A 15142-nucleotide genomic window follows, 5' to 3' on the forward strand; every position below is an offset into this window, starting at 1 on the left:
TCCAGGCTCAGCCGCGGCGGAAATCCACCGGCAGCTGCACGGTGGCCGGTACCGCCTTGCCGTCGCGCATCGCCGGCTGGAAGCGCCACTGGCGGGCCGCTTCGATGGCGGCGCGGTCGAAGCTGCGATCGCGCGTGCCGGTGCGTTCCACGACCTGCACGTCGCCGGGCACGCCCTGTGCGTCCACGGCGATGCGTACGAGCACCGCCCCTTCCTCGCCGGCGCGCAGCGCGCTCCGCGGATATTCGGGCAGGGGGTTGCCGGCCAGTGGCAGCGGCGCGCGGTTGGCGATCACCGGGCGGGCGCGCTCGGCGATCGCCCGGGAGCCGACGACCGGGCGCGCATCCGGTGTGCTGGTCGCGGCCGGCGGCTCGATGGTCGTCACGACGGGGGTTGCGGTCGTGCCGATTCCGCCGTCGTCGCGCTGCGCGTACCACCAGACGCCGGCGGCGACCAGCGCGACGGCCAGGCCGGCCATGAGCACGGGCGAGGTGCGTTGGCGGGTCTCGCCGACGGTGTCGCCTTCGACCGGATCGAGATGCGCGTGCTGGGAATGGTTGGTATAGGTCGCCATGTGCGTCTCCTCGGGTGGTTGAACCGTGGCCGAGTTTCCGCACGACGATGTCTGCGCGAGGTCGATATCGGCTGAACCATTCCACAGGCACGGGACGCGGTTCAGCGAGTTGCACGCCGGGTGAGGGGGCCGCTATTCCAGCTTGAAGTCCACTGGAACCGACAGGCCGCCCGGCACCGCGTTGCCCGCGGCATCGAGCGCGGGAGAGAAGCGCCAGCGTGAAACCGCTTCGACCGCTGCGCGATCGAGGTCGCGCGAACCACTGCGCTGGCTCACGTCGATCGATACCGGCTGGCCTTGTGCGTCCACCTGCACCTGCAGGATTACCGTGCCGGTTTCTCCGCGACGCAGCGCGTCCAGCGGATAGCGCGGCGACGGCGACTGCTCGGGCAGTGGCGAGGGCGCCTGCATGGCTTGGCCGGCGACCGGTGCGGCCTCATCGATGCTCGGCGGCAGTGGAGTCGTCTCGACTGGTGCGGGCGCCGGCGCCGGGGCAGGGGCCTGCTCCACCACGCGCGCCTCTTCGGTGGGAGCGGGCAAGGGCGTGGCAGCGTCGCCGGCGGCCATGGGGCGCGGCAGCGGTTCGAAGGCCACCGGCTCGGCCACCGGCTTGGCGGGGCCGGGCGTGGTCGTGTCGTCGCCGCGCCCGGCCAGCCAGACCAGGGCGAACAGCAGCCAGCCCAGCAGGAAGGCCGCACCGACCAGGAGCCAGCGGCCTTGCGGCAGGTAATCGAGCAGGCCGGGACCTGCGGAACGACTGGAGGTGGCCATGAGGGTCCGGCGGTTGGTTCATCCGGATTCTGTCACAGGGTCAGTGAACCGACCGGCGCATCCGGCCGCGATTGGCGATAATGGCCGACCCAATCGCCACGCCTTCTCCCATGCTCGATCCCGCGCTGCTCCGCAACCAGACCGCCGCCCTGGCCGAACGCCTCGCCGTGCGCGGCTATACGCTCGATGCCACCGCGCTGGAAGCGCTGGAAACGGAGCGCAAGGCGATCCAGGTGCGCACCCAGGACCTGCAGAACCTGCGCAACACCCGTTCCAAGGCGATCGGGCAGGCCAAGGCGAAGGGCGAGGACGTGTCGGCACTGATGGCCGAGGTCGCCGGCTTCGGCGACGAGCTGAAAGCTTCCGAGGCGCGCCTGGAGGAAATCCGCGGCCGGATCGAGGCGATCGCGATGGGCATCCCCAACCTGCCGGCCGACGACGTCCCGCAGGGCGACGACGAAGCCGGCAATGTCGAGAAGCATCGCTGGGGTACCCCGCGCGCGTTCGATTTCCCGGTCAGGGACCACGTCGAACTCGGTGCGCGCCACGGCTGGCTCGATGCCGACACCGCGGCCAAGCTGTCGGGTGCGCGCTTCACCGTGCTGCGCGGCCAGCTGGCGCGCCTGCATCGCGCGCTGGCGCAGTTCATGCTCGACCTGCACACCGGCGAGCACGGATACGAGGAGACCAGCGTGCCGCTGGTCGTCAATGCCGATTCGCTGCGCGGCACCGGCCAGCTGCCGAAGTTCGAGGAAGACCTGTTCGCCACGCAACTGGGCGAACACACGCGCTACCTGATCCCGACCTCGGAAGTGCCGCTGACCAATATCGTCCGCGACGAAATCCTCGAGGCCGAGCGCCTGCCGTTGCGCATGAGCGCGCATTCGCTGTGCTTCCGTTCCGAGGCCGGCAGCGGTGGCCGCGATACCCGCGGCATGATCCGCCAGCACCAGTTCGAGAAGGTTGAGTTGGTCTCGATCGTCACGCCCGAAGACAGCGACGCCGAACACGAGCGCATGACGCGCGCCGCCGAGACCGTGCTGGAGCGACTGGGTCTGCCGTACCGCAAGGTGCTGCTGTGCACCGGCGACATGGGCTTCTCGGCGCGCCGCACCTACGATCTGGAGGTGTGGCTGCCCTCGCAGGACACCTATCGCGAGATCTCGTCCTGTTCGAGCTGCGGCGATTTCCAGGCCCGGCGCATGCAGGCCCGCTGGCGCAACCCGGCCACCGGCAAGCCCGAGCTGGTGCATACGCTCAACGGTTCGGGCGTGGCCGTGGGCCGCGCGCTGATCGCAGTGATGGAGAACTACCAGAACGCCGACGGCTCGATCACCGTGCCCGACGTGCTGCGTCCATACATGGGCGGCGCGGAACACATCGCCTGACGGCCGCGCTCCCCGAATCGCCTTGGAGCGGGGGAAGCGCGGCTGCGTGTCCGTGTAATGGCGCCGATCGCGGAGCAAGCCCCGCTCTACGAGCGCGGGATGGACGAGCAGCAGCACGCTTCGACGGCTGCCGCTCCCGTTTCCCTCAAGCTGCCTGGAGCAACGGCGCGGCCGGTCGCGGGATCGACGCCTTGGCCGCAGCGATGGCATCGGTGCGGTGCTGGGGCGAATAGGCGACCCCTTCGGCGCGTACGAACTCGACCTCGTCGATGCCGAGGAACGCGAACACCTGGCGCAGGTAAGACTCCTGGAAGTCCGTTGGCGCGCCATGGACGCTGCCGCGGCCGCTGGCCACGATCACCCGCTTGCCGCCGGCCAGGCCCTGCGGTCCGTTCTCGGTGTAGCGGAATGTGCGTCCTGCGACGGCGACGCGGTCGATCCAGGCCTTGAGCGTGGAGGGGATGCTGAAGTTGTACATCGGCGCCCCGATCACCACGACATCGGCATCCAGGAACTGCTGCAGGGTCCGTTCGGCTTCGGCGGCCTCGGCCGGATCGGCCTTGGCCAGGCTTTGGCCGGTCAGGTGGGGCAGGGGTTCACGGTCCAGGTCGCGGTAATCGACCTGGAGGCCATCGAGCGAGGACGACCACTGTGCGACGATGGTTGCGGTCAGCTCGCGGGTGACGGAGTTCTGGCCCAGGGCGCTGGAGTCGATATGCAGCAGTTTCATGGCGTGTCCTTGTTCGGTGCGGCGAGGTCGCCGCGGCAGGGACACTATCCGTCGTTGCATTAATGGGATAAAGGTGGTTAGATGCCACCATCTGTTCCGTACATGGAAATATAGCCATGCAGGACCTCAACGATCTCTATTACTTCGCCATGGTGGTCGAGCACGGCGGATTCGCCGCTGCCGAGCGCGCGCTGGGTATCCCCAAGTCACGCCTGAGCCGGCGCATCAGCCAGCTGGAAACCGACATGGGCGTGCGCCTGTTGCAGCGCTCGACGCGCCGGTTCGCGGTCACCGACGTGGGCATGAGCGTGTACCGCCATGCGCAGACGATGCTCACCGAGGCCCAGGCCGCTCGCGAGGTCGTGGACCGGCTGAGTGCCGAACCGCGCGGTGTGGTGCGGGTCAGCGTCCCGGTCGCGCTGGCCCAGCAGCAACTGCCGAAGCTGCTTCCGCGCTTCCTGGAGCAGTACCCGAAGGTGCGCCTGCAGCTGCACATCGGCAACCGCAGGGTGGACCTGATCAACGAAGGTTTCGACCTGGCCCTGCGCGTGCGTGCGCGCCTGGATGACGACGGCAGCCTGGTGATGCGCAGCTTCGGCCAGATCCAGGAGCTGCTGGTGGCCAGCCCGAAATACCTCGATCGTGCGGGACGTCCGAAGGATCCTTCCGATCTCGCCTCGCACCTGACCCTGAGCATCCACGAGGACGAGGCACACCAGCGCTGGGAGCTGCACGGACCGGGCGGCGAGGTGCGTCGCGTGGACCTGCAGCCGCGCGTGGCCGGTTTCGACTTCCCGTTGCTGCAGTCGATGGTCCGCGACGGTTTCGGCATCACCATGCTGCCGGAGACCGTCTGCGCCGAAGCGGTGCGCCGCGGCGAGCTGGAGGTTGTCCTGCCCGAGTGGTCGCTGCCGCAGGGCATCTGCCATGCGGTGTTCGCATCGCGCCGCGGCCTGCTGCCGGCGGTGCGCGTGTTCATCGACTTCTTGGCCGAGCACCTGCCGCAGCAGATCGAGTCCTCGCGGCTGGATTGCGGCAATTGCGGCAAGGCGGGGGAGAAACCCGTGGAAACGGCAAAGGCCGGCTGATCGCATCGCATATGCGAAAATTCCGCGGCACCCGGCTGCGCGCACCGCAGTACCGTGGCAGGCGGCAGGCCTAGGAGGAATAGCCGGTTAAGAGGCGCTGCTCTGGACCGGGCGCGATCGGCCGTCGAGGGCATCGACGCGACCGGTGCGGGACGCTGGCCGCTGCAGCGGCAGCGTAGAATGCAGACAACGGAAGTGTGGCCGAGCGGTTGAAGGCACCGGTCTTGAAAACCGGCAATGGGCAACCATTCGTGGGTTCGAATCCCACCGCTTCCGCCACCCTAGTCCGTCGGGGCGGGCGCCGGCTTGGCGTCCAGCGAGCGCAGTCCGTTCTCCAGTACCCGCAGTGCCCGCGGCACGTTGCGGGCATCCAGCTGGTCGATGCCGTCCTGCGGGCTGTGGATGACCTTCATCACCTTCGGCGCCTGCGCCGGCTTCTGTCCGGCGAATACCTGCAGGATGTCGGGGATTTCATCGCCGCCGACCAGCGAGAACGACACCGCGGGCCAGCCTGCCTTGAGGAACGCCAGGTGGTCGGTAGGCGGATACTTGTCGCCGGGCTGGAAGCCGAGCTTCTGCTGCCTGCTCAGCGCTTCGAGGGCCTTGACCAGCGGCGTATCGGACTGTGGCGCCATCATCCACAGCGTGTCGCCCCAGCCGAACACGTCGAAGTTCACGTAGAGCGCTGGCTTCTCCTGTCCTGGCGTGGCGACCCACGCGCGCGAACCGAGCAGGCCCTGCTCCTCGAGGTCCCAGAAGGCGAGCTTGACCCGGTGGGCCTGCAGCGGGCGCGCCTTGAGCGCCTGGGCCAGTTCCAGGACCGTGGCTACGCCGGAAGCGTTGTCGGTCGCACCGTGGCCGACGTCGACGCGGTCGTAGTGCGCGCCGATCAGCAGCAGCGGCGCATCGGCCGGCCCGCCCAGGTCGGCGACGACATTGCGGCCGTGCTTGCCGTCCAGTTCGAACGCCTCCGCGTGCCAGGCGATGCCCAGCGCGTCCAGCCGGTCGGTGATCGAGGTGGCGCGCGCGGCGGTGTCGGCACCGGCGCTGGTCTGCGCGACCTGGGCCTGCCAGCGGTCGGCGACGGGGTCGGGTGGGGCCTTGGCGAGTGCGGTCCCGGACAGGGGGGCAGTGAGCAGCGCTAAGGCGAGCAGGAGTGCAGGTGCAGCGATACGACGACGGGCCCGGAACGACGGGTCAGGCAGGTCCATGAAGGTTTCCCCGGCAACAGGCGTCCAGTATGCACGACCCCGCTTGCCCGCCGGCAGGCGCGGGGATAGTCTGCGCGCGACGGCATACCGAGGGAGCGGCATGACCATCCGCGTTTTTCTGGTGGACGACCATGCGCTGGTCAGGACCGGCCTGCGCATGATCCTGTCGGCTCAGCCCGACATCGAGATCCTCGGCGAAGCCGAGTGCGGCGAGGACGCATTGCCGCTGATCCGCAAGCTCAAGCCCGACGTGGTGCTGTGCGACCTGCACCTGCCCGGTATCAGTGGCCTGGAAGTGACCGAACGCATCATTCGCGGGCGGGTGGGTTGCCGCGTGGTGATCGTATCGGTGCTCGAGGATGGACCCTTGCCCAAGCGCCTGCTCGACGTCGGTGCATCCGGATACGTCGGCAAGGGCGGCGATGCGCTCGAACTGCTCAGCGCGGTGCGGGACGCTGCGCGCGGCAAGCGCTACCTGGGCAGCAGCATCGCCCAGAACATGGCCTTGGCCAGCGTAGGCGGAGAGGTCTCGCCGTTCGACGGGTTGTCGCCCCGTGAGCTGGAAGTGGCGATGCTGCTGGTGCAGGGCATCCGCCAGGACATGATCGCGCAGCGCCTGAGCCTGAGCCCGAAGACGATCAACACGCACAAGTCGCGCCTGTTCGAGAAGGTCGGCGTGCAGGACAACATCGCCCTGGCGCGCCTGGCGGCGCGCTATGGCTTGATGGATCCGGCGACCACGATCTGAGCGCGCGCGCGGCGCGCGGCGCGCGAATGCCGACATCCTCCCGCGTCTGCGGGAGGATGTTCCAACGATCAGTCAGACCTGCTGGCGGGGCTGCTCGTCGTCGGGTCCAGCAGTGTCGGCATCGGCGGTCGTCATGCCCGGCGCATCCGCTTCGGCATCGACATCCGCCTGTGCGGCGGCATCGGCCACGACCGTCGCGGTCGTCTCCCCGGCGGAAACCTGGTCGAACAGGCCGGCCGTGGTCGGGAACGAAGTGGTCGCCGGGGTCTGCGGCTCGGCCTGCACCACGGGATCGATGGGGCCGGCGACGATGGCCGCGTCCTCTTCGATCGGTGCATGCGCGGGCACGACGGGCACGACGGGCGCGGCGGCTTCGACGGCAACCGCGATCGCAGCGGCTTCGGCGGGGGCAGCGACTTCATCCACCGGCGCCGGTTCCGCTGCGGCGGCGATCGCCGCGGCACTCGCCGGTGCGGCCGCAACGACCTCTTCGGCTTCGTGCGGGACCGCAGCGACTTCGGCCGCGGGCGTTTCCGCACTCGTCGCCACATGGGCAGGTGCGACGGTGCTTGCGTCCTTCACCGCGGTCGCGGGCGCTTCGACGGCAGCAGTCTCGACGACGGGAGCGGGGGCCACCACTGGCGCGGCGGGCGCGACGATATCGTCGAAATCGAACTCGGGCTGGCCGGCATGGGCCACCGTCGCGGCGTTCGCATCGCCGGACCGGGTAGTGTCCTCCCCAGACGCGACGTCGTCCTCGCCGTTGTCGTCGAGGTCGTCACCCGACTCGTTGCCAGCTTCGTCGGCCAGTACGCCGGCGGCCTCGCCACCACGACGGCGACGGCGACCACCCCGGCGACCGCGACGGCGGCGGCTGCCGCCATCGGACGTCGCGGCATCACCGGCCTCGGCATCGATGCCGGTCGTGGCCTCGCCGGCGGCGACCTGCGCGGTCGTCTCGACCGCGGGCACGCCCTCGGCGAGCGCAGCCACGGCGGCCGGTGCGACCACGGCGGTCAATGCGACCTCCGCAGCCGTCTCGGACTGGGCCGGCGTCGTGCGCGGCGCGTCATCGCTGCGCGGACGCGGCGGGTTCTGCTGCGCGGGCTTGCTGGTGTCGACGCTTTCGGTGACCGGCTTCTTCTCACGCGGCGGCTTCTGCTGCTGCGGCTGGCGGTTGCCGGGTTGCTGCGTGGCGGCCTGGCCGCTGGCACCACCCTTCTGCTGCTGCGGCTGGCGTTCCTGGCGCTCCTGCTTCTGCGGCTGCTGGGCATTGCCGCCCTTGGCCTGCGCGTTGCCACGCTGCTTCTGCTGCGGATTGCCGCGGTTGTCGCGCTGGCCGCCGCCTTCGTTGCGCCCGTCGCGGCGAGCGCGGTCATTGCGATCGCCACGGTCGCTGCGGTTGCCACGGCCATCGCCCTGTCGTTCCGGGGAGGGCGCAGTGGCGACATCGCCGCCACCGAACAGTCGCTTGAAGAAGCCGACGACGCCGCCAGCGGCGGGCGCCGGTGCGGGCGCACGGGGTGCCGGAGCTGCTGCGACCGGGGCCGGTGCTTCTTCGCGCTCTTCGCGAACCGGTGCCGGGCGCGGCGGGGCCACGCGGGTCACCGCCGGCGGTGGCGGGATGTTGAGCTGGGCCTTGGTCAGGGCGTGCACCGGCAGCTTGCGCGGGGTGCCGCGCTGGTAGCTCGGCTTGCCGCTTTCCTCGCCGAGCTCGTTCTCGCGCAGGCGGGTGACTTCGTAGTGCGGGGTGTGCAGCTGCTCGTCGGCGACGATGATGATCGGCGCGTCATGGCGCTGCTCGATCTCACGCAGCGCGCCGCGCTTCTCGTTGAGCAGGAAGTTGGCGATCTCCACCGGGGCCTGGACCAGCACCTGCCCGGTGTTCTCCTTCATCGCGTGCTCTTCGGCGACGCGGATGATCGACAGCGACAGCGATTCGACGCTGCGCATGCGGCCGTGGCCTTCGCAGCGCGGGCAGACGATCTGGCTGGACTCGCCCAGGCTGGCGCGCAGGCGCTGCCGGCTCATCTCCATCAGGCCGAAGCGCGAGATGCGGCCCAGCTGGACGCGGGCGCGGTCGTACTTGAGCGAACCCTGCAGGCGGTCCTCGACCGCGCGCTGGTGCTTGGACGAGGACATGTCGATGAAGTCGATCACCACCAGGCCGCCCAGGTCGCGCAGGCGCAGCTGGCGGGCCACTTCCTCGGCCGCTTCCAGGTTGGTGTGGAACGCGGTCTCCTCGATGTCGCCGCCCTTGGTGGCGCGCGCGGAGTTGACGTCGATCGCCGTCAGCGCTTCGGTCTGGTCGATCACCAGCGCGCCGCCGGAGGGCAGGCGGATGGTGCGCTCGTAGGCGTTCTCGATCTGCGACTCGATCTGGAAGCGGTTGAAGAGCGGGATGTCGTCCTTGTAGTGCTTGAGCTTGCGCAGGGTCTGCGGCATCACCTGTTCCATGAACAGGCGCGCATCCTGGTACATCTCCTCGGTGTCGACCAGGATCTCGCCGACGTCGGCGCGCAGGTAGTCGCGCAGGGCGCGGATGATCAGCCGCGACTCCTGGTAGATCAGGAACGGGGCCGGCTTGCTCAGCGCGGCCTCGGCGATCGCGCGCCAGGCGGCCAGCAGGTAGTCCAGGTCCCACTGCAGCTCTTCGGCATCGCGGCCGACGCCGGCGGTGCGGATGATCACGCCCATGTCGTCGGGGATGTTCAGCGCGTCCATGGCGCGCTTGAGCTCGGCCCGGTCCTCGCCCTCGATCCGGCGCGAGACGCCGCCGGCGGTCGGTGAATTGGGCATCAGCACCATGTAGCGGCCGGCCAGCGAGATGAACGTGGTCAGCGCCGCGCCCTTGTTGCCGCGCTCGTCCTTGTCGATCTGGACGACCACTTCCTGGCCTTCGCGCAGCAGCTCGCGGATGCCGGCCTTGTTCGGGTCGACCCCGGCCTGGAAGTAGTCGCGGGAGATTTCCTTGAGCGGCAGGAAGCCGTGGCGCTCGGCGCCGTATTCGACGAAGGCCGCCTCAAGCGACGGCTCGAGCCGGGTGATGCGGCCCTTGTAGATGTTGGACTTCTTCTGTTCCTTCGACGGCTGTTCGATGTCGATGTCGTACAGGTTCTGGCCGTCGACGATGGCCACGCGCAGTTCTTCGGCCTGCGTGGCGTTGATGAGCATTCGCTTCATGGTGCGTTCCTCGCGCGCTCTACCGCGCGGAACGCCGGGCGTTCGCACTCTGGAATCCCACCTGTCCGCTCGGGGGAGCAGGGGTGGCGGGTTTCGCCGTCCGTCGCGCTGGGCGCGGTCCGGGCGGATCCTGGTTTCCAGCGCTGCAACACCACGGCGGGCCGCGGGAGCGCTTTGCTATTGGGTGTCTTCAATGGGTACAGCGGGCCGGCGGCGCGGACGCCACGCGGGACATGTTCAGCAACCGGTGCTCTGACCCACCGGGCCATGGCCGGGTCTGCCTGCAAGCCGCTAACATGGCCGCCCCTGGGGCGGTGGCCGCGCACTGTGCCGGGATCGCGGGAAGCCCGGGCTTCTGGCCCTGCAACTTCTTCCAGCGGAATCAAACCCTTACATCGCCCGCCGAGTCTAACAGAATTAACAAGTCAATGACCGACCCCCAACCTGCCAAGTCCGCTGCCCGCACCGTGAAGGTTCCGGAGGACCGCGATGGCCAGCGGCTGGACAACTTCCTGCTCGGCCAGCTCAAGGGCGCGCCGCGCAGCCTGGTCTACAAGCTGGTCCGCAGCGGCCAGGTCCGGGTCAACGGCGGGCGGGCCAAGGCCGAGCGCAAGCTCGTGGCCGGCGAAGAGGTCCGCATCCCGCCGCTGCGTCTGGAGGGCGAAGCCGAACGCGGCACGCCCGCGCCGGGCCTGCTGCAGCGGATCGAGGCGGCCATCGTGTTCGAGGACGCACGCCTGCTGGCCCTGGACAAGCCGTCCGGGGTGGCCAGCCATGGCGGCAGCGGCATCTCCTTCGGCGCCATCGAGACCCTGCGTGCGCTGCGCCCGGGCCAGACGCTCGAGCTGGTCCATCGCCTGGACCGGGACACCTCGGGGGTCCTGATCGTGGCCAAGAAGCGCTCGGCGCTGACCGAGATGCAGGCGCTCATGCGTGAAGGCAGCCGCGAGGGCGGGGCGGGCCGCGGCATCCGCAAGCGCTACCTGACCCTGCTCACCGGGCGGATGCCGGATGGGACCCTGAGCGTGGACGCGCCGCTGCACGTGGGCCTGCGCCAGGGCGGGGAGCGGCATGTCCAGGTCGATCCCGACGGCAAGCCTTCGACGAGCCACTTCAAGGTCCTGGAGCGGCGCGGCGGCCAATCCTATTGCGAGGTGCGCATCGACACCGGCCGCACCCACCAGATCCGCGTGCACGCCCAGCACCTGGGACACCCGGTGGCGGGCGACGACAAGTACGGCGATCCGGAGGCCAACAAGCGCCTGCGCGACAAGGCTGGCCTGCGCCGGCTGTTCCTGCACGCCGCCTCGCTGGAGTTCGCCCTCGATGACGGGCGCACGCCCTACACGATCAGTGCGCCGCTGGCACCGGAGCTGCGCGAGGTGCTGGACCGGCTGGCCTAGGGCGCGCGCCTTACCACTTGAACAGCACCAGGCTCAGCGCCAGCACGCCCATGCCGCTGACCAGACCATACACGGTCTCGTGGCCCTTGGCGTAGCGCTTGGCCGCCGGCAACAGTTCGTCGATGGCCAGGAACACCATCACACCGGCGATCAGGCCGAACACCATGCCGAACACCGCATCGGTCAGGTAGTTGGACAGCAGCGCGAAACCGATCACCGCGCCCACCGGCTCGGCCAGCCCCGACAGCAGGCTGGCGATGAAGGCGTATCCCTTGTTGCCGGTGGCGAAATACACCGGGATCGCGATGGCGATGCCTTCGGGAATGTTGTGGATCGCGATGGCCAAGGCCAGCGGCAGGCCGACGGCCGGATTGCCCAGGGTCGCGAAGAACGTCGCCAGGCCCTCGGGGAAATTGTGCGCGGTGATCGCGACCGCGGTCATCAGGCCGACGCGGCGGATGTATTCGCGGTTGTGTTCGCGCAGGGCGGGGTCGTCGCTGGCCAGGGTGTCGTGCGGGTTGGGCACCAGCATGTCGATCACCATGATCAGCAGCAGGCCGGCCAGGAACGCGAACGTGGCAAAGGTAAAGCCCAGCCGCGTGTCGTAGGCCAGGGTGAACGACGCGACCGCCTTGCTGAAGATTTCGGTGAGCGACACGTAGACCATCGCGCCGCCGGCGAAGGCCAGGCCGAAGGCGAGCAGCCGCGGATTGGGCCCGCGCGCGAACACCACCAGCAACCCGCCCAGCCCGGTAGCCAGCCCCGCGGCCAGCGTTACCGCCAGCGCGATCAGGATCGCGGAGGTCGAGGGGTCATGCATGCGCGTGCATCCTCATCCGTGAGTGGCCGCGCTCAGGTCGGCGAGCGGCCGGCGTCCAGTGCGAAGCAGGCGTCGGGGCGCACCGCCGGCGCGGTGAAGTTCACGGGCACCTGGATGGTCTGCGCCACCGGCTGGCCGGCGCGCGTGGCCGGGCGGAATTTCCAGCCCTGTACCGACTCCTTCGCCAGCCGGTCCAGGTCGTCGTTGCCGCTGCCGCGCACCAGGTCGATCCGGGTCGGCGTGCCGGCGGTGCCGACCTCGACCTCCAGCAGGGCCTGGCCGCCGATACCGGCGCAGGCCAGTGCCATCGGGTATTCCGGTGGCGGGGTGTCGATCGCGGCGATCTGGGTCGGCGCCGGCACGGGTTCGGCCGGGGGCGTGCTGCCGCCGCAGCCCGCCAGCAGCGAGGCGAGGAGGAATGCGGACAACAGGAAGATCGGACGGGCCATGGTTCAGTCCTCCAGCAGGGTCGCGGCGCGTGCCGCGCAGATGAAGTCGTTCTCGCTCAGGCCACCTACGTCGTGGGTGGAAAAGCGCACGACACAGCGGTCGTAGTGCACGCCCAGGTCCGGGTGGTGGTCTTCGCGATGCGCGATCCAGGCCAGCGCGTTCACGAAGGCCATCGTGCGGTGATAGTCCTTGAAGCGGAAGGTGCGCAGTAGCGCACGGCCTTCCTCGGCCAGCTCCCAGCCCGGCACCTGCGGCATCAGCTCGGCGATGCGGGCCTGCCCCAGCCGGTGTTCGTGGCCACTGCGGGGCAGGCAGTGCGCCTGCGCGAGCGGGATGAGGTCGGACATGGGGAGCCTCCGTGGTGCCTGTCTGAACGGTCCGCGGGGCCGCTGCGGGCCGCCGCCGGGACTTGGCTAGAATACCCGCATGATCAACATCTCCGACAGCGCGCAGGCGCATTTCCGCAAGCTGGTGGAACGCGAGGCCATCCCCGGCCTGGGCGTGCGCCTGAGTGCCATGGATCCCGGTACATCGCGCGCCGATGCCCGCCTGGAGTTCGCCGAACCGGCCGAGCTGGCCGGCGACGAGTGGGCGATCGACTGCGATGGCTTCACGCTGTATGTCGCCGCCGACAGCGTCGGCTGGCTCGACGGTGCGGAGATCGACTATGTGTTCCAGGGCACCGGCGCGCAGCTGACGATCCGCGCGCCGAAGATCAAGGGCGAGGCGCCGGCTGATTCGGCCTCCCTGGTCGAACGCGTGCGCTGGGTGATGGAAAACGAGGTCAATCCGCAACTGGCCTCGCATGGCGGCCGTGCCACGGTGCAGGAAGTGTCGGCCGAGGGCGTGGTCCTGTTGCGCTTCGGCGGTGGCTGCCACGGCTGCGGAATGGCCGATGTCACCCTCAAGCAGGGCATCGAGAAGACGCTCATCGCGCGCGTGCCCGGGGTGACCGCGGTGCGCGACGCGACCGACCACGACAGCGGCTCGGCGCCGTACATGCCGCGCGGAAACGCGGCCTGACGCGGTGACGCGCGCGTCTGAAATCATCCAGGCGCTGATCGGGCGCGCACCCCCACATCCCCCCGTCGAACGCCACACGCGCATGCCCTACGGCTGGGCGCTGTGGCTGCGTTCGCTACCGCCGCTGCCGGTGCATCCGCATGCTCGCCCGGCCGAGGTCGTCGACCTTTTGGTGGAGCGCCCGCCTGCAGCGCGCGCGCCGGGCAGGGAACTGTCGCGCTGGCCGGCCTTCTTCTCGCTTTTCCACCAGGGCTGGTTGCCACCGCCGCGCGACGAACGTCCGCTCCGCTGGTTCTCGGGTACCGGCAGCCTGGTGCTGCATGTCCTGTTCATCGCGGCGCTGGCCTGGATGGCCTACCTGCAATCGCTGCTGCCACCGCCGCCGCCCGAGGCCGGGGGTGGCGGCGAGCGGGTGGCGATCGGCTTCATCGGTGCCGGCGATCCGGGGACGCCCCAGTCCGAGGCCCCGGCGGCATCCTCTTCGGCGACGGGTGAACCGGTTTCGGCATCCGAATCGTCCACGCCGGCCTCCACGCCGGCCGAAGCCGCCGACGAAAGCGCGTCATCACCGCCGGTGCCCCAAGAGGTCGCCGTCGAACCTGCCCCGACGCCGCCCGCGCCCACACCGCCGCAGGTGGCGGAGGTCGCCGAGCCGGAGGTGGCGGAGGTGCCCGCGGAGCAGCCGGTGCAGGTGACCGAGGTCGAACAGCCCACGATCGACTACGTGTTGCCACCTGCCACGCCGCGCGAGGTCACCGCGCCGGCGATCAGGCAACCTCAATTGCGGGAACGCGAGGTCGCAGTGGTCGAGCTGCCGGCGATCCGCACGCCGCAGGCGCGACCCGTCGACGTGCCGCTGGTCCAGCCGCGCGAGCTGCAGTTGCGCACGCGCGAGGTCAACGAGCCGCTGCCGCAGGTTGCGCTGAAGCCGGTGACGGTCGAGGTGCCGCAGGTCCAGCCCCGGCTGCGGCAGGCGCCGGCATCCACCGTCCGCGAGCGCGAGCTGGCGATGCCATCACCGCCGGCGCCCGCGCCCGCCGCGGCACCCGCATCCGCGCCTGCGACCACTCCAGCCGCAGCGCCTGCGACCGCCGCACAGGCCGGCGGCGCACCGCCGGGCATGCCGACAGGACCGGCCGCCGCGCCGCGTGCGACCTCCGGCGGTGCCTCGCCGGCGGCGTCCCCGCGTCCGGCCCCGGGCAGTGGTTGGGACAGTCCGGTCGCCGGCGACGACTGGGGCCAGGCCCGTTCCGGCCAAGCGCGGCCGGGCGGCGCACCGGGGCTGTTCGATGGCGACGGCCGGGTGCGCCTGCCGGGCGAAGGCGCCGGGCAGGGGCCGGGCCCGGCGGCGGGCGAGGGCATGGCCGAACGTGGCGCGCCGGGCAGCGACAGCGACCGCTGGACCCGCGACCGGATCGACCAGTCGGGAACCTGGCTGAAGCGGCCGCCATACGACTACGAACCCACCAGCTTCGACCGCTTCTGGGTACCCAACGAGTCGCTGTTGGCCGAATGGGTACGCAAGGGCATGAAATCGGTGGCGATCCCGATTCCCGGCACCGGCAAGAAGATCAATTGCATGATCTCGGTGCTGCAACTTGGCGGTGGTTGCGGCATCAGCGATCCCGACCTCAACGAGCAGCCCGCCGACGGCAGGCCGCCACCGGACGTGCCGTTCAAGCCCGAACTCCAGGAAGACAACGGCAGCGTCAGGCCCTGATGCGCATGCTGGCGCGTCGTCGAGCCGCGGCGA

The 15142-nt window shown here is 70.0% G+C and carries 14 protein-coding genes and 1 tRNA gene; 7 read left to right on the forward strand and 8 right to left on the reverse strand.

Annotated features, from left to right (window positions below; genetic code table 11):
* Positions 1-7 precede the first annotated feature (7 nt).
* Positions 8-574 (reverse strand): energy transducer TonB, encoded by a 567-nt coding sequence (locus MNQ95_RS13365; RefSeq protein WP_241953162.1) that lies wholly within the window; start codon positions 572-574, stop codon positions 8-10.
* A 132-nt stretch (positions 575-706) separates the two neighbouring features.
* Positions 707-1345 (reverse strand): energy transducer TonB, encoded by a 639-nt coding sequence (locus MNQ95_RS13370; protein WP_241953163.1) that lies wholly within the window; start codon positions 1343-1345, stop codon positions 707-709.
* Between the two features lie 110 nt (positions 1346-1455).
* Here MNQ95_RS13370 and serS point away from each other — a divergent pair, with 110 nt between their 5' ends.
* Positions 1456-2733 carry a serine--tRNA ligase gene (gene serS / locus MNQ95_RS13375; protein WP_162408987.1) on the forward strand — a complete coding sequence of 426 codons (1278 nt, stop codon included), beginning with the start codon at positions 1456-1458 and terminating at the stop codon, positions 2731-2733.
* A 145-nt stretch (positions 2734-2878) separates the two neighbouring features.
* Here the strand turns inward: serS and MNQ95_RS13380 are convergent, their stop codons facing one another.
* Positions 2879-3463, reverse strand: coding sequence for an FMN-dependent NADH-azoreductase (locus MNQ95_RS13380; protein WP_241953164.1), 585 nt, complete (start codon positions 3461-3463; stop codon positions 2879-2881).
* A 116-nt stretch (positions 3464-3579) separates the two neighbouring features.
* Between MNQ95_RS13380 and MNQ95_RS13385 the strand changes: the two genes are divergently transcribed.
* Together MNQ95_RS13385 and MNQ95_RS13390 are read left to right on the forward strand one after the other, a co-directional pair.
* The gene (locus MNQ95_RS13385; protein WP_162408766.1) at positions 3580-4551 is read left to right on the forward strand and encodes a LysR family transcriptional regulator; all 972 of its coding nucleotides are present in this window, start codon (positions 3580-3582) and stop codon (positions 4549-4551) included.
* Between the two features lie 191 nt (positions 4552-4742).
* Positions 4743-4830 (forward strand) — tRNA-Ser (locus MNQ95_RS13390).
* A 2-nt stretch (positions 4831-4832) separates the two neighbouring features.
* Here MNQ95_RS13390 and MNQ95_RS13395 read toward each other — a convergent pair.
* Positions 4833-5762, reverse strand: coding sequence for a M28 family metallopeptidase (locus tag MNQ95_RS13395; RefSeq protein WP_241953165.1), 930 nt, complete (start codon positions 5760-5762; stop codon positions 4833-4835).
* Between the two features lie 100 nt (positions 5763-5862).
* Here MNQ95_RS13395 and MNQ95_RS13400 point away from each other — a divergent pair, with 100 nt between their 5' ends.
* Positions 5863-6510 (forward strand): response regulator, encoded by a 648-nt coding sequence (locus MNQ95_RS13400; RefSeq protein WP_162408770.1) that lies wholly within the window; start codon positions 5863-5865, stop codon positions 6508-6510.
* Between the two features lie 72 nt (positions 6511-6582).
* On the opposite strand, the gene MNQ95_RS13405 is transcribed toward MNQ95_RS13400, so the two are convergent.
* Positions 6583-9693, reverse strand: coding sequence for an Rne/Rng family ribonuclease (locus MNQ95_RS13405; protein WP_241953166.1), 3111 nt, complete (start codon positions 9691-9693; stop codon positions 6583-6585).
* Between the two features lie 428 nt (positions 9694-10121).
* On the opposite strand from MNQ95_RS13405, the gene MNQ95_RS13410 reads away from it, so the two are divergent.
* Entirely contained in the window at positions 10122-11096 is a 975-nt protein-coding gene (locus MNQ95_RS13410; RefSeq protein ID WP_241953167.1) for an RluA family pseudouridine synthase, read from the forward strand.
* Positions 11097-11106: 10 nt separating this feature from the next.
* On the opposite strand, the gene zupT is transcribed toward MNQ95_RS13410, so the two are convergent.
* Genes zupT through MNQ95_RS13425 form a run of 3 tightly spaced genes read right to left on the reverse strand, consistent with a single transcriptional unit; the run spans position 11107 to position 12713 of the window.
* The gene (zupT, locus tag MNQ95_RS13415; RefSeq protein WP_241953168.1) at positions 11107-11916 is read right to left on the reverse strand and encodes a zinc transporter ZupT; all 810 of its coding nucleotides are present in this window, start codon (positions 11914-11916) and stop codon (positions 11107-11109) included.
* Positions 11917-11948: 32 nt separating this feature from the next.
* On the reverse strand, positions 11949-12365 hold the full coding sequence (locus MNQ95_RS13420) for an energy transducer TonB (RefSeq protein WP_162408778.1): 417 nt from the start codon (positions 12363-12365) through the stop codon (positions 11949-11951).
* Between the two features lie 3 nt (positions 12366-12368).
* Positions 12369-12713, reverse strand: a complete 345-nt coding sequence (locus tag MNQ95_RS13425; protein WP_162408780.1) for a 4a-hydroxytetrahydrobiopterin dehydratase — start codon at positions 12711-12713, stop codon at positions 12369-12371.
* A gap of 79 nt (positions 12714-12792) precedes the next feature.
* Here MNQ95_RS13425 and MNQ95_RS13430 point away from each other — a divergent pair, with 79 nt between their 5' ends.
* The gene (locus MNQ95_RS13430) at positions 12793-13389 is read left to right on the forward strand and encodes an NfuA family Fe-S biogenesis protein (protein ID WP_162408782.1); all 597 of its coding nucleotides are present in this window, start codon (positions 12793-12795) and stop codon (positions 13387-13389) included.
* Positions 13390-13471: 82 nt separating this feature from the next.
* A complete protein-coding gene (locus MNQ95_RS13435) occupies positions 13472-15109 on the forward strand; it encodes a hypothetical protein (protein ID WP_241953169.1) in 1638 nt (545 codons plus the stop codon).
* Positions 15110-15142: the final 33 nt, after the last annotated feature.

Origin of the sequence: Pseudoxanthomonas daejeonensis, from assembly GCF_022637495.1 — a bacterium.
GTDB lineage: Bacteria > Pseudomonadota > Gammaproteobacteria > Xanthomonadales > Xanthomonadaceae > Pseudoxanthomonas > Pseudoxanthomonas daejeonensis.